This window comes from Mesorhizobium sp. M8A.F.Ca.ET.218.01.1.1, assembly GCF_004791165.1.
GTDB lineage: Bacteria > Pseudomonadota > Alphaproteobacteria > Rhizobiales > Rhizobiaceae > Mesorhizobium.
This window is the reverse complement of the sequence record NZ_SRUZ01000005.1, coordinates 149,623-169,792: the sequence shown is the minus strand read 5'-3', so window position 1 is coordinate 169,792 and position 20,170 is coordinate 149,623. Positions and strand designations below refer to the sequence as shown.

At 63.9% G+C, this 20,170-nt stretch carries 20 protein-coding genes; 15 read left to right on the top strand and 5 right to left on the bottom strand.

Translation table 11 applies throughout. From position 1 onward, the window contains the following. The first annotated feature begins 1 nt into the window (after position 1). The 5 genes from urtB to EN861_RS19510 are packed head-to-tail and all read left to right on the top strand — an operon-like array spanning position 2 to position 4,459. Positions 2-859 (top strand): urea ABC transporter permease subunit UrtB, encoded by an 858-nt coding sequence (gene urtB, locus EN861_RS19530; protein WP_135865068.1) that lies wholly within the window; start codon positions 2-4, stop codon positions 857-859. Further along, complete coding sequence (locus EN861_RS19525; protein WP_135865065.1) at positions 856-1,842, top strand: branched-chain amino acid ABC transporter permease; 987 nt, start codon at positions 856-858, stop codon at positions 1,840-1,842. Before urtB ends, EN861_RS19525 begins: the two co-directional genes overlap by 4 nt. Then, the gene (locus tag EN861_RS19520) at positions 1,839-2,543 is read left to right on the top strand and encodes an ATP-binding cassette domain-containing protein (protein WP_135865063.1); all 705 of its coding nucleotides are present in this window, start codon (positions 1,839-1,841) and stop codon (positions 2,541-2,543) included. Before EN861_RS19525 ends, EN861_RS19520 begins: the two co-directional genes overlap by 4 nt. A gap of 2 nt (positions 2,544-2,545) precedes the next feature. Continuing rightward, complete coding sequence (locus EN861_RS19515; RefSeq protein ID WP_135865061.1) at positions 2,546-3,247, top strand: ABC transporter ATP-binding protein; 702 nt, start codon at positions 2,546-2,548, stop codon at positions 3,245-3,247. Positions 3,248-3,289: 42 nt separating this feature from the next. After that, entirely contained in the window at positions 3,290-4,459 is a 1,170-nt protein-coding gene (locus EN861_RS19510) for an ABC transporter substrate-binding protein (RefSeq protein WP_135865059.1), read from the top strand. Between the two features lie 37 nt (positions 4,460-4,496). On the opposite strand, the gene EN861_RS19505 is transcribed toward EN861_RS19510, so the two are convergent. Next, a complete protein-coding gene (locus tag EN861_RS19505; RefSeq protein ID WP_135865057.1) occupies positions 4,497-6,143 on the bottom strand; it encodes an acetolactate synthase large subunit in 1,647 nt (548 codons plus the stop codon). Positions 6,144-6,237: 94 nt separating this feature from the next. After that, positions 6,238-7,140 carry a LysR family transcriptional regulator gene (locus tag EN861_RS19500; RefSeq protein ID WP_135865055.1) on the bottom strand — a complete coding sequence of 301 codons (903 nt, stop codon included), beginning with the start codon at positions 7,138-7,140 and terminating at the stop codon, positions 6,238-6,240. A 102-nt stretch (positions 7,141-7,242) separates the two neighbouring features. Here EN861_RS19500 and EN861_RS19495 point away from each other — a divergent pair, with 102 nt between their 5' ends. The 3 genes from EN861_RS19495 to EN861_RS19485 all read left to right on the top strand — a co-directional run bounded on the left by EN861_RS19495 (position 7,243) and on the right by EN861_RS19485 (position 9,783). Then, positions 7,243-8,232: a zinc-dependent alcohol dehydrogenase family protein gene (locus EN861_RS19495; protein WP_135865053.1), complete on the top strand. Its 990-nt coding sequence runs from the start codon at positions 7,243-7,245 to the stop codon at positions 8,230-8,232. A 187-nt stretch (positions 8,233-8,419) separates the two neighbouring features. Continuing rightward, the gene (locus tag EN861_RS19490; RefSeq protein WP_167531354.1) at positions 8,420-8,719 is read left to right on the top strand and encodes a zf-TFIIB domain-containing protein; all 300 of its coding nucleotides are present in this window, start codon (positions 8,420-8,422) and stop codon (positions 8,717-8,719) included. Positions 8,720-8,790: 71 nt separating this feature from the next. After that, positions 8,791-9,783 carry a Tim44 domain-containing protein gene (locus tag EN861_RS19485; RefSeq protein ID WP_135865051.1) on the top strand — a complete coding sequence of 331 codons (993 nt, stop codon included), beginning with the start codon at positions 8,791-8,793 and terminating at the stop codon, positions 9,781-9,783. Positions 9,784-9,804: 21 nt separating this feature from the next. On the opposite strand, the gene EN861_RS19480 is transcribed toward EN861_RS19485, so the two are convergent. Further along, complete coding sequence (locus tag EN861_RS19480; protein WP_135865049.1) at positions 9,805-10,911, bottom strand: lactonase family protein; 1,107 nt, start codon at positions 10,909-10,911, stop codon at positions 9,805-9,807. Between the two features lie 198 nt (positions 10,912-11,109). Here EN861_RS19480 and EN861_RS19475 point away from each other — a divergent pair, with 198 nt between their 5' ends. The 3 genes from EN861_RS19475 to EN861_RS19465 are packed head-to-tail and all read left to right on the top strand — an operon-like array spanning position 11,110 to position 13,966. Beyond that, positions 11,110-11,661 carry a MaoC family dehydratase gene (locus EN861_RS19475; protein ID WP_127278599.1) on the top strand — a complete coding sequence of 184 codons (552 nt, stop codon included), beginning with the start codon at positions 11,110-11,112 and terminating at the stop codon, positions 11,659-11,661. 2 nt (positions 11,662-11,663) lie between these two features. Then, positions 11,664-12,824: a CaiB/BaiF CoA-transferase family protein gene (locus EN861_RS19470; protein ID WP_127278598.1), complete on the top strand. Its 1,161-nt coding sequence runs from the start codon at positions 11,664-11,666 to the stop codon at positions 12,822-12,824. Further along, the gene (locus tag EN861_RS19465) at positions 12,821-13,966 is read left to right on the top strand and encodes an extracellular solute-binding protein (RefSeq protein WP_127278597.1); all 1,146 of its coding nucleotides are present in this window, start codon (positions 12,821-12,823) and stop codon (positions 13,964-13,966) included. Before EN861_RS19470 ends, EN861_RS19465 begins: the two co-directional genes overlap by 4 nt. An 18-nt stretch (positions 13,967-13,984) precedes the next feature. Here the strand turns inward: EN861_RS19465 and EN861_RS19460 are convergent, their stop codons facing one another. Both EN861_RS19460 and EN861_RS19455 read right to left on the bottom strand, forming a co-directional pair. Further along, positions 13,985-14,824: an amidohydrolase gene (locus EN861_RS19460; RefSeq protein ID WP_135865047.1), complete on the bottom strand. Its 840-nt coding sequence runs from the start codon at positions 14,822-14,824 to the stop codon at positions 13,985-13,987. 66 nt (positions 14,825-14,890) lie between these two features. Continuing rightward, a complete protein-coding gene (locus EN861_RS19455) occupies positions 14,891-15,676 on the bottom strand; it encodes an IclR family transcriptional regulator (RefSeq protein WP_127870527.1) in 786 nt (261 codons plus the stop codon). A 168-nt stretch (positions 15,677-15,844) separates the two neighbouring features. Here EN861_RS19455 and EN861_RS19450 point away from each other — a divergent pair, with 168 nt between their 5' ends. The 4 genes from EN861_RS19450 to ugpC all read left to right on the top strand — a co-directional run bounded on the left by EN861_RS19450 (position 15,845) and on the right by ugpC (position 20,166). After that, positions 15,845-17,164 (top strand): sugar ABC transporter substrate-binding protein, encoded by a 1,320-nt coding sequence (locus EN861_RS19450; protein WP_135865045.1) that lies wholly within the window; start codon positions 15,845-15,847, stop codon positions 17,162-17,164. 119 nt (positions 17,165-17,283) lie between these two features. Further along, positions 17,284-18,180 (top strand): sugar ABC transporter permease, encoded by an 897-nt coding sequence (locus EN861_RS19445; protein WP_127870525.1) that lies wholly within the window; start codon positions 17,284-17,286, stop codon positions 18,178-18,180. Positions 18,181-18,197: 17 nt separating this feature from the next. Further along, positions 18,198-19,064 (top strand): carbohydrate ABC transporter permease, encoded by an 867-nt coding sequence (locus EN861_RS19440; protein WP_127279176.1) that lies wholly within the window; start codon positions 18,198-18,200, stop codon positions 19,062-19,064. A gap of 4 nt (positions 19,065-19,068) precedes the next feature. Next, positions 19,069-20,166, top strand: a complete 1,098-nt coding sequence (gene ugpC / locus EN861_RS19435; RefSeq protein WP_135865043.1) for a sn-glycerol-3-phosphate ABC transporter ATP-binding protein UgpC — start codon at positions 19,069-19,071, stop codon at positions 20,164-20,166. Positions 20,167-20,170: the final 4 nt, after the last annotated feature.

Below are 20,170 nucleotides of genomic sequence, written 5' to 3'. Positions count from 1 at the left end.
GATGGACTTTGTCGTCACCACGCTGCTCAACGCGCTGACGCTGATCAGCATCCTGATGCTGGTCGGGCTCGGGCTGGCGATCAGCTTCGGCCTGATGAACGTGACCAATCTGGCGCATGGCGAGTTCGTCACTGTCGGTGCCTTCGCGGTCTATTTCGTCCAGAGCATCGGCGGCTCCTTCTGGCTGGGGCTGCTTGCTGCCCCGATAGCCGGCGCGGTGGTCGGCTGCATCCTGGAGTTCGCCATCATCCGCCATCTCTATTCGCGGCCGGTCTCGACCGTGCTTGCCACCTGGGGTGTCAGCCTGATCCTGCAGCAAGGGCTGGAGCTGACCTTCGGGCTTGGCGCCAAGCCGGTGACGCCGCCGATCGAGGGTACGTTCGACCTGTTCTTCACCGTCTATCCGGCCTACCGGCTGATCCTGATCGGCATCGCCATGCTGACTTTGCTCGGCGTGGTCCTGCTGATCAGCCGGACGTCCTTCGGGCTCGACATCCGCACCGTCATCCAGAACCGGGAAATGGCCGAGGGGGTCGGCATCAACACGCGCCGCACCTACGCCATCGCCTTCACCTTCGGCGCGGCAATCGCGGGCCTGGCCGGCGGGTTGGTCGCGCCGCTGGCGATCGTACTGCCGCAGATGGGGGTGAACTATCTCGCCAACGCCTTCTTCGTCGTCATCGTCGGCGGTGTCGGCTCGATCGGCGGCCTCGTCGCCGGCAGCGTCTTCGTCGGCGGGCTGACCAGCATCCTCAACTACCAGATCTCGCCATCTCTGGCGCAGGCGATCGTGCTGCTCGCGGCCATCGTTGCCGTGCGGCTGCGGCCAAACGGCCTGTTCAACGGAGCGTCGCGATGATCGCCCGGGACCGCAACTGGCTGCTGGTCTTTGCCGTCTGCGCCGCACTCGCCGTCATCTATCCCTTCTTTGCCGACGGCTACCAGCTGACAGTGATCCGCGATGCGCTGATCTTCGGCCTGTTCGCCGCCAGCCTCGACTTCTTCTGGGGCCGTACCGGCATATTGTGCTTCGGCCACGCCGCCTTCTTCGGCATTGGCGGCTACATCATGGCGCTGGTCACGCTCAACGACGCCATTCCTGTCGGCAGCGTGCTCGGCATCATAGGCGCGGTCACGGGTGCGGCCTTCGTCGCGGCCATCATCGGCTACTTCCTGTTCTTCGGCGGCATCCGCGGCAGCTATTTCACCATCGTCACGCTCGCCATGGGTGTCATCTGTCAGCAGGCCGCGATCTCCTGGAGCTCAGTCACCGGCGGCGACAGCGGCCTGATCGGCATCCCGCCGATCGCATTCGATCTTGGCGGGATGCATGTCGATCTCAGCCAGGACCTGCCGAGCTATATCTTCGTCGCGGCCATCGCCGCTGTGGCCGTGCTGGTGCTGTGGTCGATCAGCCGTGGCCGCTGGGGCACCGTGCTGACCGCAATCCAGGACAATGAGGTCCGGGCGGCAGCACTTGGTCACAATGCACCCTTGCGGCTGCTTGTCACTTTCGTCCTGTCCGCGGCGATCGCCGGTCTTGCCGGCGCGCTCTATGTCTGCATGGCGGGGCTTGTGGCGCCAGATCTCTCCGGGCTGCTTCTGTCGACGGAAGTCATCGTCTGGGTGGCAGTCGGCGGGCGCGGCACGCTGCTTGGCCCGGTCCTGGGCGCCATCGCCATCCAGCGCGCGCAGCAGACCATCAGCAGCTTCAATCCGAGCCTGTGGCCGCTGCTGCTCGGCTGCGTCTTCGTCATCATCGTCTTTGTGCTGCCGGACGGCATCCTGTCGATCTACGCGCGGCTGAAGAGCCTGTTCAAAGGCCGGAGGCACGCGCGATGAGCGACGTCCTGCTCCAGGCCGAAAATGTCGGCATCCGCTTTGGCGGCCTGCAAGCGCTGGAAGGATTGAACCTGATGGTGCGCGACAAGGAGCTGTGCTGCATCATCGGGCCGAACGGCGCCGGCAAGAGCACATTCCTCAACGTGCTGACCGGCACACTTCGCCCAACCAGCGGCAGCGTCCGTTTCCTCGGCCACGACATTGCCGGCCTGCCGCTGCACCGCATCGCCCGGCTCGGCATCGCCCGCAAGTTCCAGATTCCGTCGGTTTTCCCCAGCCTCTCGGTTGAGGACAATCTCAAGGTCGCACGGTGGGGCGCCCCCTCGCCGGCTCGCCCGATCAGCGAGTTGATGGAGCTGATCGCGCTGACCAATCGGGCGGCGACATTGGCCGGCGAACTCGCGCATGGCCAGAAGCAATGGCTGGAAATCGGCATGGCGCTGGCGATCGAGCCACGGCTGCTGCTGCTCGACGAGCCGACCGCCGGCATGACGCCGCAGGAGACGCTTGCCACAGCCGAAATGCTGCTGCGCCTGAAGGGTGAGTTTTCTATCGTCGCCGTCGAGCACGACATCCGCTTCGTGCGGGCGCTGAACTGCGAGACGCTGGTGCTGCATCAGGGGCGCCGGCTGCGCAGCGGTCCCTTCCACGACATCGAGGCCGACGAGATGGTCCGCGACGTCTATCTGGGGAGGCGCTGACGATGCTGCGGACACTTGCCGTCTCCGCCGGCTACGGCCTGCTTCCGGTGCTGAACGGCATCGATATGAGCGTGGCACCGGGCGAAGTCGTCGGCCTGCTTGGCCGCAACGGCGCCGGCAAGACGACGCTGCTGCGCGTCATCGCCGGCGCCTTGAAGGCGAGCGGCGGCGCGGTGGTTCTCGGCGACCAGGATCTGACCAACGCGCCGGCCTTCCGCCGGGCGCGGGCGGGCATCGCGCATGTGCCGCAGGGGCGTGGCATCTTCAACCAGCTCACCGTGCGGCAGAACCTGGAGGTCGGCACCCGCGCCGCCAGGGACCGCGGCGACGGCGGCATTCCGGCCGACATTTTCGGCTACTTTCCGATCCTGCGCGAACGCGAGGCGCAAATCGCCGGCACGCTCTCGGGCGGTCAGCAGCAGATGCTGGCGATCGGGCGGGCGCTGTGCGGCCTGCCGTCGGTGCTGCTGCTCGACGAGCCCTCGGAAGGCATTCAGCCCAACATCGTGCAGTCGATCGCCGAGCTTGTGCCGCGCATCGCCCGCGAGCGCGGCATCGCGATCGTTCTGGTCGAGCAGAATCTCGATCTCGTTCTCAAGGCGGCGGACCGCTGCCTGGTGATGGAGAAGGGCAGGATCGTGCACGAGGGCACGCGCGAAGCATTCGCCGACGAGACCCTGCTGAAGGATCTCCTGGCTTTGTAAGGCGTGCATGGGGCGCGCCTGGGATTGGAAGGGAACACTACAATGATAAGCAGAAGAACTATCCTGAAATCCGGCGGCGCCGCAGCCGCCTTCGCCATGGTCGGCACGCCGTCGATCCTGCGCGCAGCCGATACGGTCAAGGTCGGACTGTCGATCCCGATCACCGGGCTGCAGGCGATCCTCGGCGAGACGCTGCTCAATTGCTACAAGCTCGCCGCCGCAGAGCTCAACGCCGCCAACGGCATCGGCGGCCGCCAGGTCGAGCTCTTCATCGAAGACAACCAGACCACGACGAAGGGGTCGATCGACAAGGCGCGCAAGCTTCTCAACGAGGACAAGGTCGACGTGATCATGGGCACGATCATCTCGCCCGAGCGCAGCGCCACGCTGTCGGTGACCGCGAAAGCCAAGAAGCTGTTCTTCTACCCGACCAATTTCGAAGGTGGCGAATGCAACCGCTACTTCGTCGCCACCGGCCCGATCCCGATGCAGCAGGTCGACCCGATGATGCCATGGGTGGCCGACAACCTCGGCAAGACGATTTACATCATGGCCTCCGACTATGCCTGGCCGCAGAAGATGACCGAGGCGATCACCTTGGCTTACGAAAAGGCCGGCGGCAAGATCATCGGCGCCGACTACTATCCGTTCGGTACCACCGATTTCGGCCCGGCGTTCCAGAAGATCAAGTCTCTGAAGCCCGATGTCGTCTGGTCGATGGTGGTCGGCAACGACGCCGTCACCCAGCTCAAGCAGTACCGCAGCTTCGACATCAAGCAGCCGCTGATCGCGCCGCTCGACGAGGTCTTCAACAAGGACGCGCTGCCGCCCGGTGTCGCCGCCGGCACCTACGCGCCGCAGCCCTACTGGATGGCGCTCGACAATCCGGTCAACAAGAAGTTCATCGCGAGCTTCCGCGAAAAGTTCGGCCAGGAGAAGATGGTCAACGGCATCGGCGAAGCCGGCTACAACGGCCTGCATCTCTACGCTCTGGCCGCCGAGAAAGCGGGCTCGCTGAAGGACGACGATGTGCTGAAGGCGCTGCCGACGATCGAGTTCGACGCACCGCAAGGCAAGATCCGCGTCGATGCCTCGAACAACCACACGCTTTGCCATTCCTATGTCGGCAAGGCGGCGGCGGACGGCATCGGCTACGAGATCGCCAAGGATTTCGGCACCATCGCGCCGGTGACGCCTTACTGCAAGCTGTAGGCCTCAACCGATCCTGACGGCGGTGTTGCCGCTGCCGTCAGCTCGCCTTTGGCGCTGGCAGGCGCTCGCGCAATTCATTGACAAGCACCCTGGTGTTTTCGGAGTAGTCGATAGGCACGACGACGAGGTGCACCCCGCCGCCGGTGAAGGCCTGTTCCAGCGTCGGTTGCAGGTCGGCGATCGCGCCGACCCTGGTCCCCTTGGCGCCATAGGCTTCGGCGTATTTGACGAAGTCGGGATTGCCGAAGGTCATGCCGAAATCCGGGAATTCGTCGACCGCCTGCTTCCAGCGGATCATGCCATAGGCGTGGTCTTCGAGCAGCAGGACGACGAGGTTGAGCTTGAGCCTGACGGCGGTCTCCAATTCCTGGCTGTTCATCATGAAGCCGCCGTCGCCGCAAATGGCCATGACACGGCGCTGGGGATAGAGCAAAGCCGCCATCATCGCCGACGGCAGGCCAGCGCCCATGGTGGCGAGCGCATTGTCGAGCAGCAGCGTGTTTGCCATGCGCGTGCGGTAGTTGCGCGCGAACCAGATCTTGTACATGCCGTTGTCGAGCGCGAGGATCCCCTCGGCCGGCATCACGGCGCGCACGTCGTGCACGATGCGCTGTGGCGTGAAGCGGTCTTCGGTGGCGCGCGCGGCGATGCGGCTCAGAATGCCTTCGCGCAGCGGCAGCAGAGCTTGCGCGTTGTGGATCTTGCCTTCGACGCGGTCCGCCAGCAGCGCCAGCGACGGACCGAGGTCGCCGACGATCTCGGCCTGCGGAAAATAGACCTGCTCGACGTCGGCTGAGTGGTAGCCGACATGGATGACCTTCGGTCCGTTGGCGCCCATGATGAAGGGCGGTTTCTCGACCGTGTCGTGGCCGATGGTGATGATCAGATCGGCCTGCTCGATGGCTTCGTGCACATAGTCGCGTTCCGAGAGTGCCGCCGTTCCCATGTAGAGTTCGGTGCCGCCGGGCACGGTGCCCTTGCCCATCTGAGTGGTGAAGTAGGGGATCTGCGTGCGCAGCACGAATTGGGCGATGTCAGGGGTGACGCGCGGGCGCGACGCCGCCGCGCCGAACATCAGCAGCGGACGCTTGGCCTCGATGATCATGCGGGCGGCGCGATCGAGCGCGTCCGCGCTGGCTATGGGGAGGTCGACCGGGTGTGTCGGCACCAGCGCGACCGGCTCGCACTGCGCCGCCGCGATGTCTTCCGGCAGCTCCAGATGCACGGGGCCGGGGCGCTCCTCCTGCGCGACGCGGAAAGCTTCGCGCACCAGCGAAGGGATCATCCTGGGCGAGACGATCTGGCGCGACAGCTTGGTCAGCGGCTTCATCGCCGCGACGATGTCGACGATCTGGAAGCGCGCCTGCCGCGACGACAGGATGCCCTTCTGGCCGGTGAGCATGATCATCGGCATGGCGCCGAGCAGCGCATAGGCCGCACCGGTCGTCAGGTTGAGCGCGCCGGGGCCAAGCGTGGTGATGCACACACCCGGCTTGCCGGTGAGCCTGCCATAGGTGGCGGCCATGAAAGCGGCCGCCTGCTCGTGGCGGGTCAGGATGAGCTGGATCGACGAGCCGCGGATGGACTCGACGATGTCGAGATTCTCTTCGCCCGGAATGCCGAAAATCCGATCGACCCCTTCATTCTCGAGGGCAGCCACGAACAGATCCGAACCCTTGGTCATCAACCGTCTCTCCTGCGATGCGCGCATTCCGCCAGCCATCTTCATATGGCACCGGAACGCGACGCCTCAAAGAGGGCTAGTCGTCTGCTGGCGATCACGCCATCATTTTCGGCAAGCCGGCCGCCAATGCGTCGACGGCCAGCCGGACCTTGAGCGGCAGATGCGGCGTCTGCAGCCAGAGCGCATGACAGTCGTAGGGATAGCGCGGCTGGTCCGGCAATAGTGCCACCAGCGCGCCGGCCTGGATTCGTTCGCGAACCAGCCAATGAGGCAGCCACGCGAGGCCCATGCCGCCGACGGCGGCATCGGCGATGGCATCGAGATCGTCGAGCCGCAGCCGGCCGTTTGGCATGAGTTCGAGCGCGGCTTGTCCCTCGCGCGGAAACAGCCAGGGCTGAGCGATCATGCCGAGCCGGCGGTAGACAATCGCCTGATGACCGGCGAGGTCCTCGATCCGCCGTGGTTCGCCATGAATTTCCAGATAGGAAGGCGCGGCACAGACGACCATGTCCTGGCGTGCAACGCGGCGCGCAATCACGCCGGCCGTGTCGTCCAGTTCACCGGTCCGAATGGCGAGGTCGTAGCCATCCTCGGCGAGATCGGCGAAGCGGTCGCTCAGCGACAGGTCGAGCTCCAGCATCGGATACCGCCGCGCCAATTGCAGCAATAGAGGGGTCACGCAGTGGCGGCCGAAATGCGCCGGCATGGTGACGCGCAATTTTCCCCGCGGTTCCGAGAGCTGATCAGCAGCAAGCGCGTCGGCGGCTTCGGCCTCGGCCAGCACCAGCCGGCACCGCTCATAATAGGCGCGGCCGAAATCGGTCAGGCTCTGGCGGCGCGTGGTCCGGTTGATGAGACGCACGCCAAGCCTGTCTTCAAGAAACCGGACATGCTTGCCGACCATCGGTCCGGATAGATCGAGCACGGTGGCCGCCGCCGCGAACGAGCCGAGATCAACGGCCCTGACGAACACGGCCATGCTTTCAAGCCTATCCATTTTCGAAACTCCTGGTTTCTACTGCACAATCCAAACAGCCATTTATCGCCAACGGGCTTCGCCTCATAGCTCATTCGGTTCAGATAATTTGGAGTGAGCAAAATGACCCGTATCGTCCGCTTCCACCAGCATGGTGGTCCCGAGGTCCTGCGCATCGAGGAGGTCGATCTTCCCCGGCCGGGCCAGGATGAGGTTCAAATCCGCGTCAAGGCACTCGGCCTCAACCGCGCCGAGGCGCTGCTGCGCGCGGGCAGCTATATCGAGACACCCGTGCTTCCCTCCGGGCTTGGGCTGGAAGCGGCAGGCGTCATCGAGACAATTGGCGAAGGCGTGACCGGGCTGAGCCCCGGCGATGCCGTCAGTGTCATCCCGCCGCAATCGATGGTTCGCTGGCCGGCTTATGGCGAGCTTGTCACCTTTCCCGCCGGGCTCATCGTCAAACACCCGCCGTCCCTCGACTGGGGGACGGCAGCGGCGATCTGGATGCCGTACCTCACCGCCTATGGTGCGTTGATCGAGATCGCCAAGCTGGGTGGACAAGACTTCGTCGTCATTACCGCCGCCTCCAGCAGCGTCGGGCTCGCCGCGATCCAGATTGCCAACAGGGTTGGTGCGACAGCGATCGCGGTGACGCGGACGTCAGCGAAGAGGCAAGCACTTCTCGACGCCGGCGCAGCGTATGTGGTGGTGCTCGAGGAAGAGGAACTGGCGGAAAGACTGGGCCAGATCGCCGGGCCGCAAGGCGTACGCGTCGTGTTCGATCCGATCGCCGGGCCGATCTTCGAGCCGTTGACCGCGTCCATGTCGCCGGGCGGCATTTTGATCGAATACGGTGGCCTCAGCCGCGAGCCGACGCCGTTCCCGTTGCCTGCGGTGCTAGGAAAGACACTGACGTTGCACGGTTATCTCGTCCACGAGATCACCGGAAATCCGGAGAAGTTGGAGGGTGCCAAGGCGTTCATCCTCCAAGGGCTTGAGGACGGCACGCTGAGGCCGATCATCGACAGAACGTTTCCCTTCGACCAGATCGTCGAGGCGCATTCCTATCTCGAATCGAACGAGCAGTTCGGCAAGATCGTCATGACGGTTTGAGCAGCAATCATTCTCACCGGCAATATTACCCCTTGAAGGCGCCGCCCCGCATTCCTAAATCCCGAATGCGGGCCGGGCCCCTCTGACTGTCGCTTTTCGGCGACCGTGATGTCGGACCGCTATAACGGGCCCCTTTCCATTCTTTTCGGTCGAGCGGGCTCATTCCTTCATTGGTTCGGAGCCCCTGATGACATCATCTCTGCTTGGTATGGTTTGCCCCTCCTGCCGCGTCGCGCTCGTAATGAGCGAACGCCAGGGGATCGAGATCGACTATTGTCCGCAGTGCCGCGGCGTCTGGCTCGATCGTGGCGAACTCGACAAGATCATCGAGCGCTCCGGCAGGGATGCGCCGCCCGCGCCGCAACCACAGCCGGCAGCATTCTCCCAGCCGCACCATGGCCGGGACCGCGATGACGACTATTCCCGCTCGCATGGCCAACGCTATCCGAAGCGGAAGAAGTCGTTCTTCGAAGAGTTGTTCGACTGATCGCATGACGCCCGCCACCCGGCCGACGTTTTGCTGAAATTTCCGAAACCACATCGATAAAGGTCACCCCGATGACTTCCCGCACAAGCCGATTTGCCGCCCTCTTCGCTGGACTGTTCCTCGCCTTCTCCATGGTCGCGATCGATCATGCCGAGGCGCGGCGCGGCGGCAGCTTCGGCAGTCGCGGCACGCGCACCTTCCAGTCGGCACCGCCGACCAGGACCGCGCCGGCGCCGACCGCGCCGGTCGAGCGTTCGATGACACCCAACACCGGGGTCAACAATGCTGCCCGGCAGCCGCAGGCCGGCCCGCAGAGGCCCGGCTTCATGAGCGGCTTCGGCGGAACGATGATGCGCGGCCTGCTGCTCGGCGGCCTGATCGGACTGCTCGTGGGCCAGGGCTTCGGCGGCCTCGCCGGCATGTTCGGATTCCTGCTCCAGGCCCTGCTCATCGGTGGCGCCATCATGCTGGCCATCCGGTTCTTCCGGTCGCAATCTGCGCGTGGTCCCGCGCCCGCGCTCGCCGGCATGGGCAATGCCCAGGCTTCGCGGTTCGAGAACCGCGCAACGGCACAGAAGGAGACCGGAACCGGGGGTTCCTTCACGATTCCCGGCTTTGGCGGCGGTTCGGGCGGAGGCCATGAGGCCACCGGATCCGAGGAGATCACGCTGGCCCAGACGGACCTCGACGCCTTCCAGCAGTTGTTGACCGAGGTCCAGGAAGCATTCGGCCGCGAAGACCATGCCGCATTGCGCCGGTCGGTGACGCCCGAGATGGTGTCCTATCTGTCGGAAGAACTGGCCGACAATGCCCAGAAAGGTCTCAGAAACGAAGTGTCCGATGTCACCCTGCTGCAGGCCGACATCGCGGAAAGCTGGCGCGAGGATGACCGCGACTACGCCACGGCCGCATTGCGCTACGAGTCTCGCGACGTGACGCGCGAACGGGCGAGCGGCAAGGTCGTCGACGGTGACGAGGATCATCCGACAGAGGCGACAGAGTTGTGGACGTTCACGCGCCAGAATGGCTCGACCTGGAAGCTCTCGGCAATACAAGAGGCTTGAGTCCGGCGAGCCTGCTGGCGATCAACCCACGATCTTGACGCACATCGGCGTGCCGATCTCGATGGCGCGTCCGGTTTCGGTCAGCATGCCGGTGCTGGCATCGCGGGCAAAGATCGAGATGCGGTCGGCGTTCTGGTTGGCCGAGAACAGATGACCGCCCGACGGTGTCAGCGCAAGGTTGCGCGGCGTGGCACCCCCGCAAGGAACATAGCCGACAAGGCGCAAGCCGCCGGTCTCCTGATCGACCGCCATGATGACGATGCTGTCGTGGCCGCGGTTGCCGCCATAGACAAAACGGCCATCCGGCGAGATCTGGATATCGGCGCAGTGGTTGGTCTCACGCGCCTCGTCCGGCACCGCCGGCTTGATGTCGATGATCGACAACCTGCCGGTCGCATTGTCGAGTGCCATCGAGACAATCGTCGAATCCAACTCGTTCATGACAAAGACGAAGCGGCCGTTCGGGTGCAGGGCGATGTGACGCGGACCGGCACCCGCTGGCAGTGCGGATTCGGCGAGCTTCACCAGACCCCCGTCCTGACCGATCCGGTAGGAGACCAGCCGGTCGATGCCGAGGTCGGCGACGATTGCCGTTCCACCGGCAATGGTTTCGTTGACGCTGTGCGCATGCGACCGCTCCTGCCGCGCCGCATTCGTTCCGGTGCCCTTGTGCGACACGCTGGCCAGCGGCGCGGACAGCGCACCGTCCTTGTCAAAAGCATAGATCGCCACCGCCCGATCCGGGCCACCCTGCCCGGCGCCATAGTTGGCAACCAGGAGTTTCGTCCCGTCACGGGTAATGCTGTTGTGGGCGGTGATGCTGCCAAGGGCGGGCTGCTTGTTCAGATAGCTCAGCCTGTTCGAGGCCCGATCGAAGCTGTAGGCGGAGACAGTTCCCTCCCGCCAGGTAGACACTTCCGAGTTGGCATAGAGGCGCGAACCATCGGGGGTGACGGACAGGAAGCTCGGGTTGTCGATGTCGTTGGTCTCAGCCAGCTTTTGAACAGCCAGCGTCCTTTCATCAAAACTGTAAACACCAAGACCAACACCGCGGGCGCCCTGAAAATACGGCGCCTCGCGGTTCAGACTGCCGACAAACACCAGACAGGCATTCCAGACACCGCGCATGATTTCCTCCTGCCTGCCCGCGCTGCCGCGCGCCAAAACCGGTCAAAATTTCGCCTGTCCTCGCTTGCAACGCAACCCCATATGTGAAAATAGTATTTACAAAAGAAGATTGACGGGAGGAGACGTCGTGCAGTCAGGCGCCTTGATGCGTGCTCGAATGATAGACCGGGCGTTCTCGCGAGATCGGTGGATTGCGCCATGAACGATTTCGCGCCAACCGTCGGCGTTGCCTCGACGCACCCTGCGAACATGCCTGCCGATCATGCCGCCCTGCCGGTGTGGAACGCCGAGAACTGGTTCTACGAGGACTGGCCGGTCGGCCAGAAAATCCGCTCGTTGCGCCGCACCATGGCCGAGGGCGACAGCCACCTCTTCAACACACTGGTCCTCGACATCCACCCCTATGTGCAGGACCAGATGTTTGCCGAGAGCGAGGGCATTTTCGGCAAACGGCTGATTGCCGGCGCGTTCGTCTTCTCGGCGGGCCTCGGGCTGGTCGCCACCAACTGTGTCAACGCCTTCTCCTATGGCTACGACAAGCTGCGCTTCATAAAGCCCGTCTTCATTGGTGACACGATTTATTCGATCCGCTCCAACCTCGACAAAAAGCCCCGCTACAAGGAGATGGGGCTGATCCGCGCCAGCTACGAGGTCTTCAAGGGTGAAGGCGAACTCGTTTTGTATTGCGAGCATTTGCAGACGGTGAAATACCGCAACCCTGCCGATTTCGTCGGCAAGACGGAGAAATGAAGATGCCGGCAGCAGCCGAATTGCCGCTTGCCGGCCTCGTCGTCGTCGACATGAGCCAGTTCCTGTCCGGGCCGTACTGCTCGCTCAGGCTGCTCGATCTCGGCGCCCGCGTCATCAAGATCGAACGTCCTGACGGGGGCGACCTGTCGCGCCGGCTCTATCTCAGCGACACCGAGATCGGCGGCGATTCCACCATCTTCCATGCCATCAACCGGGCCAAGGAAAGCCTGGCCATCGATTTGAAGAACGAGGCGGACCTCAAGGCATTGCGCGGGCTGCTGGCCAAGGCCGATGTGCTGATTCAGAATTTCCGGCCGGGTGTCATCGAACGGCTCGGCCTCGACTACGAGGCCGTCCGCCAGATCAATCCGCGCCTGGTCTATGCCTCGATCAGCGGCTATGGCGAGGAAGGTCCCTGGGTCAAGCGGCCCGGCCAGGACCTGCTGGCGCAGTCGCGCTCCGGCGTGATGTGGCTGAACGGCGACGAGGACCAGGGGCCGGTGCCGTTCGGCCTCGCCATCGGCGACATGCTGGCGGGCGCGGCCTGCGCGCAAGGCATATTGGCCGCGTTGGTTCGGCGCGGCATCACCGGCCAGGGAAGCCATATCGAAACCAGCTTGTTGGAAGCGCTGGTCGACTTCCAGTTCGAGGTGCTGACCACGCATCTCAATGACGGCCGCCGCCTGCCCAGACGCTCAAGTTTCCGCAGCGCGCATGCCTATCTGTCGGCGCCTTACGGCGTCTATCCGGCCAAGGATGGCTACCTCGCCATCGCCATGACGCCGATCCCCAAGCTGGCCGACCTTTTGTCGCTCGGAGAACTGGCCCCCTATCGCGACAGACCGGCATCGTGGTTCACCGCGCGCGACGACATCAAGGCAATCATCGCGCGGAGAATTGCCACCAAGACCATCGACGAATGGCTTGATATCCTCGAACCAGCCGACATCTGGTGCGCCAAGGTGCTGACCTGGCCCGAGATGCTGGCAAGCGAAGGCTTCCAGTCGCTCGACATGCTGCAGACGGTGACGCGCGAGGATGATGTTTCCATCCTCACCACCAGTTCGCCGCTCAGGGTCGATGGGATCAGAGCCAAGGTCGACCGCGCGGCGCCGCGCATCGGCGAACACAGTGCGAAAATCCGCGCGGAGTTCGATCTGTGAGCGTGCATAAACTCAAGGGCATGACCTGGAGCCACCCGCGCGGCTACGATCCGATGGTCGCGTGTTCATCCCGGTGGGAGCAGAAAACCGGCGTTGCCGTCGAATGGGACAAGCGCTCGCTGCAGGATTTCGAATCTTTCCCGGTCGAGGAATTGGCGCGGGCCTATGATTTGATCGTCATCGACCATCCGCATGTCGGCCAGATCACGGCGGAGCGCTGCCTTGAACCGCTCGATGTCGCCGGCCGCGAGGCCGAGCGCGCGGCGCTCGCCTCCGGCAGCGTCGGCCAGTCCTATCCGAGCTACAGCTGGCAAGGCCGGCAATGGGCGTTTCCGATCGACGCGGCGGCGCAGGTGCAGGCCTGGCGGCCGGATGCGCTCGATGCGCCGGCAGCGACGTGGGGCGAGGTGTTCGATCTCGCCCGCCAGGGCCGTGTGCTGCTGCCGCTGCGGCCACCGCATTGCCTGATGACCTTCTACACGCTGGCCGGCAACCTCGGACGTCCTTGCGGGACCGACCCGTCCCACGATCTCATCGCTATCGAGACAGGCAGCGAAGTCTTCGAGAGGATGCGCGAGATCGCGGCGCTGCTCGACCCGGCCTGTTTCGACATGGACCCGATCGCCGTTTCGGAGCGCATGGCGGAGGCCGGCTCCCGCATTGTCTGCGCACCGCTGATCTACGGCTATGTCTCTTATGCGGCGTCGGGTTTTCGCGCGAACAGGCTGGCCTTTGCCGACATCCCGGTCATTGGTTCCGATGGTCCGATCGGCTCGGCACTCGGCGGCACGGGCATAGCCGTTTCAGATTTCTCTGAGGCTAAAGAGGCGGCGATCGATTTCGCCTATTGGGTCGCCAGCTGCGATGTCCAGCGCGGCATCTATGCCGCCGCCGGCGGCCAGCCGGGCCACGCGGCTGCCTGGGAGGACCAGGCTGTCAATGAAGCGACCGGCAGCTTCTATCGGGACACGCGCGCAACGCTGGAGGGCGCCTGGGTGCGGCCGCGCCATGACGGCTACATGGCGTTCCAGCAGGCGGCGTCCGACCGCATCAATTCCGGGCTGACCTCCGGCCATCCGGCCGGCCAGGTCGTCGCCGATCTCATCAGCCTGTTCCGGGCCAGTACCCAGGCGCCCACCTGAGGGACCTGAACTGCATCGTTACTTCAACCGCCATAGCCTGCGGGCATTGCCCGACAGCAGCCCGTCGCGCTCCGAAATGCCGCAGCCCGAAAGCAGCGCATGGGTCGCCGCCACCCAGGTCGACAGACCCCCGCCAAGCGTGCAGACCGGCCAGTCGCTGCCCCAGACGACACGGTCCCAGCCAAACGCACCGATCGTGTGTTCGACATAAGGCCGCAGCGTCTCAACGGTCCAACTGCCGGGATCGGCATAGGCGACCACGCCTGAAACCTTGGCCATGACGTTCGGACGCCGCGCGATCTCGCTCATATGTTCGCGCCAGGGATGCTCGGCGTTGCCCTTGATGTCGGGGACGCCGCAATGATCGAGCACGAACTGGACATCGGGAGCCAGATCGGCGAGCGCGATCGCCCTGGGGATCTGGTGCGGCAGCACGACGAGGTCGAAGGTCAGGCCGGTGCCGCCAAGCCGCTTGATGTTGTCGCGGAACAATGCCCCTTCCGAAAGCTCATCCGGCACGACGTGAAGGACGCGGCGGAAACCCTTGACGAAGGGGTTCGCACGCTGGCGTTCGAGATAGGCAGGAAAGTCACCCTCTTCCGGTCGGCAGGATGCGATCACCCCGGCCAACATGCTGCCGGACTGCCGCGACAGGCCTTCGACACGGGCGGTTTCCGCCTCTATGTCGGCCGGATCGACATCGACCTCCATATGCAGCACGCGCCCGACACCGACACGCTGGGCCTCCACCGCATATTCCTCATAGGAGAAATCGCGGTTCAGCGCCGGCACGCCGGCAAGCCAGGGATAGCGCAGGGCCGAGCGATCGATGAGATGCAGATGGGTGTCGATGATCATGGCGAGGCTCCTCCGATAGCTTTTTTCAGATCATCTCACGGAGGAATTCTTCATTCAAATAAGAATTCACGCCGCTGAGCCGACAGCCGACCCGGCCAGATGCGACAGCTTTTCGCAGGTTGCCAGCAACAGCTCGATGGTCCGTGTGATATCGGGCGCGGACGGCGCATTGACCACCGTGATGTAGGGGATGGATAGCGCCGCGATGGCCTTGCCGTCGGAACCGCGCACCGGGGCCGAGAGGTTGAAGACGCCTGCCGTCTGCATGGAAGCCATCATCTCGTAGCCGCGGTCGCGGATCTGGTCGAGACGGGCGAAGAACTCGGCCGGCTGCGCCGTCTTGTCAGTGCTGCGGACGTGCTCGGAAATCATCATCTGGCGCTCTTCCGGCGAACGGAAGGCGAGCAGGACGTGGCCTGAACCGGTGTCGAACAGGCTGATGTGGGAACCGACGCGGATCGAGATGCCCCAGTAATTCGGCGCTTCCTGCTGGCCGATCACCACGGCGGAACCGCGATCAAAAACAACGAGTTGGTTGGCCTGTTGCGAGGTCTCGGCAAGCTCGCGCATCAGCGGCGTCGCATAGGAAACCAACCGCCGCACCGGCGCGTGCAACTGGGCCAGGCCAAACAGCTTCAGTGTCAGCGAATAGCGGTCGCCATCGAGCCGCGTGACGTAGCCGCGCCGCACCAGCCGGTCCAGCATGCGGTAGAATTCATTGGGGCTGCGGTCGAGCTTCTTGGCGATTTCGGCCTGGGTCAGGCCTCCGTCGACGCCGGCCAGCAGTTCGAGGATGTCGAGCCCCTTGTCGAGCGCCGGCGCGCGGTAGCGCTCGTCTTCGCTGTCGTCCATGGCTCATCCCTCCAGTGAATTCAGCTCTTCATATACGCAGGAACGCAGCCGGCGGAAACAAATTTCGCCTTGACGTACGTATGAATGTTTTGTTTGTATATGAATGTAGCATCTTTTGTCACGTGACGAGTTGCGGGCGCCACCGAGGCGCACCCAGGGAGGATATCGATGAACAGACTGCTTTCCGGCGTGTGCGCCGGCGCATTGGTGCTTGCGTCAGGCGCAGGCGCAGCCCTTGCCGGCGACCTGCCCGGCAAGTTCGAGGGCGTGACCGTCGACGTGAAGCTGATCGGCGGCCAGCAATATGAAAAGCTCTACGAGCGCATACCCGAATGGGAGAAGGCGACGGGCGCCAAGGTCAACATCCTGACCAAGAAGAACGGCTTCGACATCGACAAGGAATTGAAGTCCGACATCGCCTCGGGCAGCACCAATTGGTGCGTCGGCTGGAACCATTCCTCGTTCGCGCCGCAATATACGGGCCTCTACACCGACCTCAGCAAACTGCTGCCGAAGTCGGAGATCGACGCCTTCGTACCCTCGACCATCAAGGCGGCAACCATCGACGGCAAGCTGGAGATGCTGCCGCGCGCGCAGTTCGACGTTTCGGCCCTCTACTACCAGAAGAGCCTGTACGAGAACGCCGACAACAAGACCAAGTTCAAGGCGAAATACGGCTATGACCTGGTGCCGCCGGACACCTGGAAGGAAGTCACCGACCAGGCCGACTTCTTCGCCAATCCGCCCAATTTCTACGGCACGCAATTCGCCGGCAAGGAAGAGGCGATCAACGGCCGCTTCTACGAGATGGTTGTCGCCGAGGGCGGCGAATATCTCGACAAGGACGGCAAGCCCGTCTTCAATTCCGAGGCTGGCATCCGGGCACTCGACTGGTTCGTCAACCTCTACAAGGCCAAGGCCGTTCCGGCCGGCACCACCAACTATCTCTGGGACGATCTCGGCCAGGGCTTTGCCTCCGGCACCGTCGCCATCAATTTGGACTGGCCGGGCTGGGCAGGCTTCTTCAACGATCCGAAGTCGTCGAAGGTCGCCGGCAATGTCGGCGTCAAGGTCGCGCCGAAAGGCTCCGCCGGAGTACGCACCGGCTGGTCGGGCTTCCATGGATTCTCGGTGACCGAGAACTGCCCGAACAAGGAGGCTGCCGCATCGCTGGTGTGGTGGCTGACCAACGAGGACAGCCAGAAGTTCGAGGCCGCCGCCGGCCCGCTGCCGACCCGCAGCGCGGTCTGGGACTGGGACCTGCAGCAGGCGGCCAACGATCCCTACAAGAAGGAGGTTCTGTCGGCTTTCCAGGAAGAAGCCAAGCACGCCTTTGCCGTGCCGCAGACGCCCGAGTGGATCGAGATTTCGAACGCCGTCTATCCCGAGCTGCAGGCCGCGATCCTCGGCGACAAGACCTCCAAGCAGGCACTGGATGAAGCCGCCGCCAAGGCGACGCAGATCCTGCAGGACGCCGGCAAACTCTAACCAATGCTCCAAAGGCCGCCTCTCCCATCGTGAATGGGGGAGGCGATCGCGTCTTGCCGGTACTGTTCACCGGGTCGGGCCTCGGCCCAACATTGCATGCCAGACACCAAAGGACCCCGATGAAGGGCTTCAAGCCATCCGCGCCATTCCTGCTGCTGCTTCCGGCTATCATCGTGCTGGCGGCGGTCGTCGTGGTGCCGTTGCTGCTCTCGCTCTATTCCAGCTTCACGCCGTTCCGGCTGACCAAGCCCGAGACGTTTTTCGTCTTCGTCGGTTTCCGCAACTATCTTTCGATCCTAGGCAACACCGATTTCTGGTGGGCGTTCGGGCGCACGGTTCTGCTGCTGACGATCGCGCTCAATCTCGAAATGCTGCTTGGCCTCGGCCTGGCGATGCTGGTCGAGAAGGCGACGCGCGGGCAGCGCATACTGCGCACTCTGATGATGTTTCCGATGATGTTCTCGCCGATCCTCGTCGGCTTCCAGTTCAAGTTCATGTTCAACGACAATATCGGCCTGGTGAACAACGCCCTGCAGTCGCTTGGCATCACCAGGGATGCCATCCCCTGGCTGATCGAGGGCCATCTCGCCTTCATCGCCATCTCGATTGCCGAGATCTGGTCCTCGACGGCGATCTTCGCCATCCTGATCCTCGCCGGGCTGCTCGCCATGCCCAAGGAGCCGATCGAGGCGGCGCGCGTCGATGGCTGCACGCCGTGGCAGACATTCCGCTATGTGACGTGGCCTTTCGTCATGCCATTCGCCTACATCGCCATGACCATCCGCTCGCTCGACGTCGCGCGCGCCTATGACATCGTCAAGATCATGACCGATGGCGGGCCGGCGGGGCGCACCGAGCTGTTGTGGACTTTGGTGGCCCGCACCGCCTACAGCGACGGACGCATGGGCATGGCCAACGCCATGGCCTATTTCTCGATCCTGCTGTCGATCGCCTTCACCGTCTATTTCTTCAATAAGCTCGCCGCGGCGCGCACGCAGATCGGCGCTGAGTGGTGAAGGGCGGAGTGGTGAAAATGGACGAGAATTCTTCCGCCCGCCTGAAGCGCCGGCTCTTTGGTATCGTCTATCGCGTCGGCCTGTTCCTGGCGATGCTGACCATCTGCCTGCCCGGCCTCTGGATCGTGCTGTCGTCGCTGCGGCCGACGGTCGAGATCATGGCCAAGCCGCCGGTGTGGATCCCGCAGGATATCTCGTTCGACGCCTATGTCGCGATGTTCTCAGGCATCGGCAAGGGCGGCATCCCGGTCATCGAATATTTCCGCAACTCGCTGATCATCTCCGTGACCTCGACGGTGATCGCGGTCGCCATCGGCATGGCCGGCGGCTATGCCTTCGCGCGTTACCGCTTCCGCGGCAAATCCGGCGTTTTCCTCGGACTGATGCTGACGCGCACGGTGCCGGGCATCGCGCTGTCGCTGCCGCTGTTCTTCCTCTATGTGCGGCTCGGCATCATCGACACGCATTTCGGCCTGATCCTCGCCTATGTCGCGCTCAACGTGCCTTTCACCATCTGGCTGATCGACGGCTTCTTCCGCCAGGTGCCGAAGGACCTTGCGGAAGCGGCGCAAATCGACGGCTGCACGCGCTGGCAGGCCTTCTGGCAAGTCGAGTTTCCGCTTGCCGGCCCGGGCATTGCGTCGGCGGCAATCTTTGCCTTCCTGACCTGCTGGAACGAGTTCGCATTGGCCTCGCAACTGACCCGCTCGGTCAGCGCCAAGACGCTGCCGGTCGGCCTGCTCGACTACACGGCCGAGTTCACCATCGACTGGCGTGGCATGTGCGCGCTCGCCGTGGTGATGATCATTCCGGCGCTCACCCTCACTTACATTGTCCAGAAACACCTTGTCGGCGGCCTGACCTCCGGCGCGGTGAAAGGCTGACCCCATGGCAACGGTTTCCCTCAAAAAACTGACCAAGCGCTACGGCAATATCGGGATCGTGCATGGCATCGATCTCGATATTACCGACCGCGAATTCATCGCGCTGGTCGGCCCGTCCGGCTGCGGCAAGTCGACGACGCTGCGCATGATCGCCGGGCTGGAGGAGATCAGCGCCGGCTCGATCGAGATCGGCGGGCGCGTCGTCAACGATTTGCCGCCGCGCTCGCGCAACATCTCCATGGTGTTCCAGTCCTACGCGCTCTACCCGCATATGACGGTGCGCGAGAATCTAGGCTTTTCACTCAAGATCGCCGGGGCCGCCAAGGACGACATGGACCGCCGCGTTGCCGAGGCCTCGGCCATCCTCGGCCTCGATGCGCTGCTCGACCGGCGCCCGTCGCAGCTTTCCGGGGGGCAGCGTCAGCGCGTCGCCATGGGTCGCGCCATCGTGCGCGATCCCGATGTCTTCCTGTTCGACGAGCCGCTCTCCAATCTGGACGCCAAGCTCAGGACGCAGATGCGCACCGAGATCAAGAAGCTGCACGCCAAGGTGCAATCGACGGTGATCTACGTCACCCACGACCAGGTCGAGGCGATGACGCTTGCCGACCGCATCGTCATCATGCGCGACGGCTACATCGAACAGGTCGGCACGCCCGACGAAGTGTTCCGCCGGCCGGCGACGCGTTTCGTTGCCGGCTTCATCGGTTCCCCGCCGATGAACCTGCACGAGGCGACGATCGATGATGGCAAGCTGGTTTTCGCCAGCGGCGAGAAGCTGCCTTTGCCCGCCCAGTTCAAGGTCAATGTCGCCACCGGCAACAAGGTCGTGTTCGGGCTGCGGCCCGACGACATCTATCCGACCGGCCATGGCATCAGCTCCGGTGGTGCCGCTGACGTGCACCAGATAGAGCTGCCGATCACCGTCACCGAACCGCTCGGCAATGAGACGCTGGTGTTCGTCGAGTTCAACGGCAGCGACTGGGTCTCGCGCATGTTGAACCCGCGCCCGCTGAAGTCTGGCGAGCGGGTGACGATGAGCCTCGACCTGTCGCAGGCGCATCTGTTTGCCGTCGACACCGGCAAGACATTGCGGAGCTGACCGA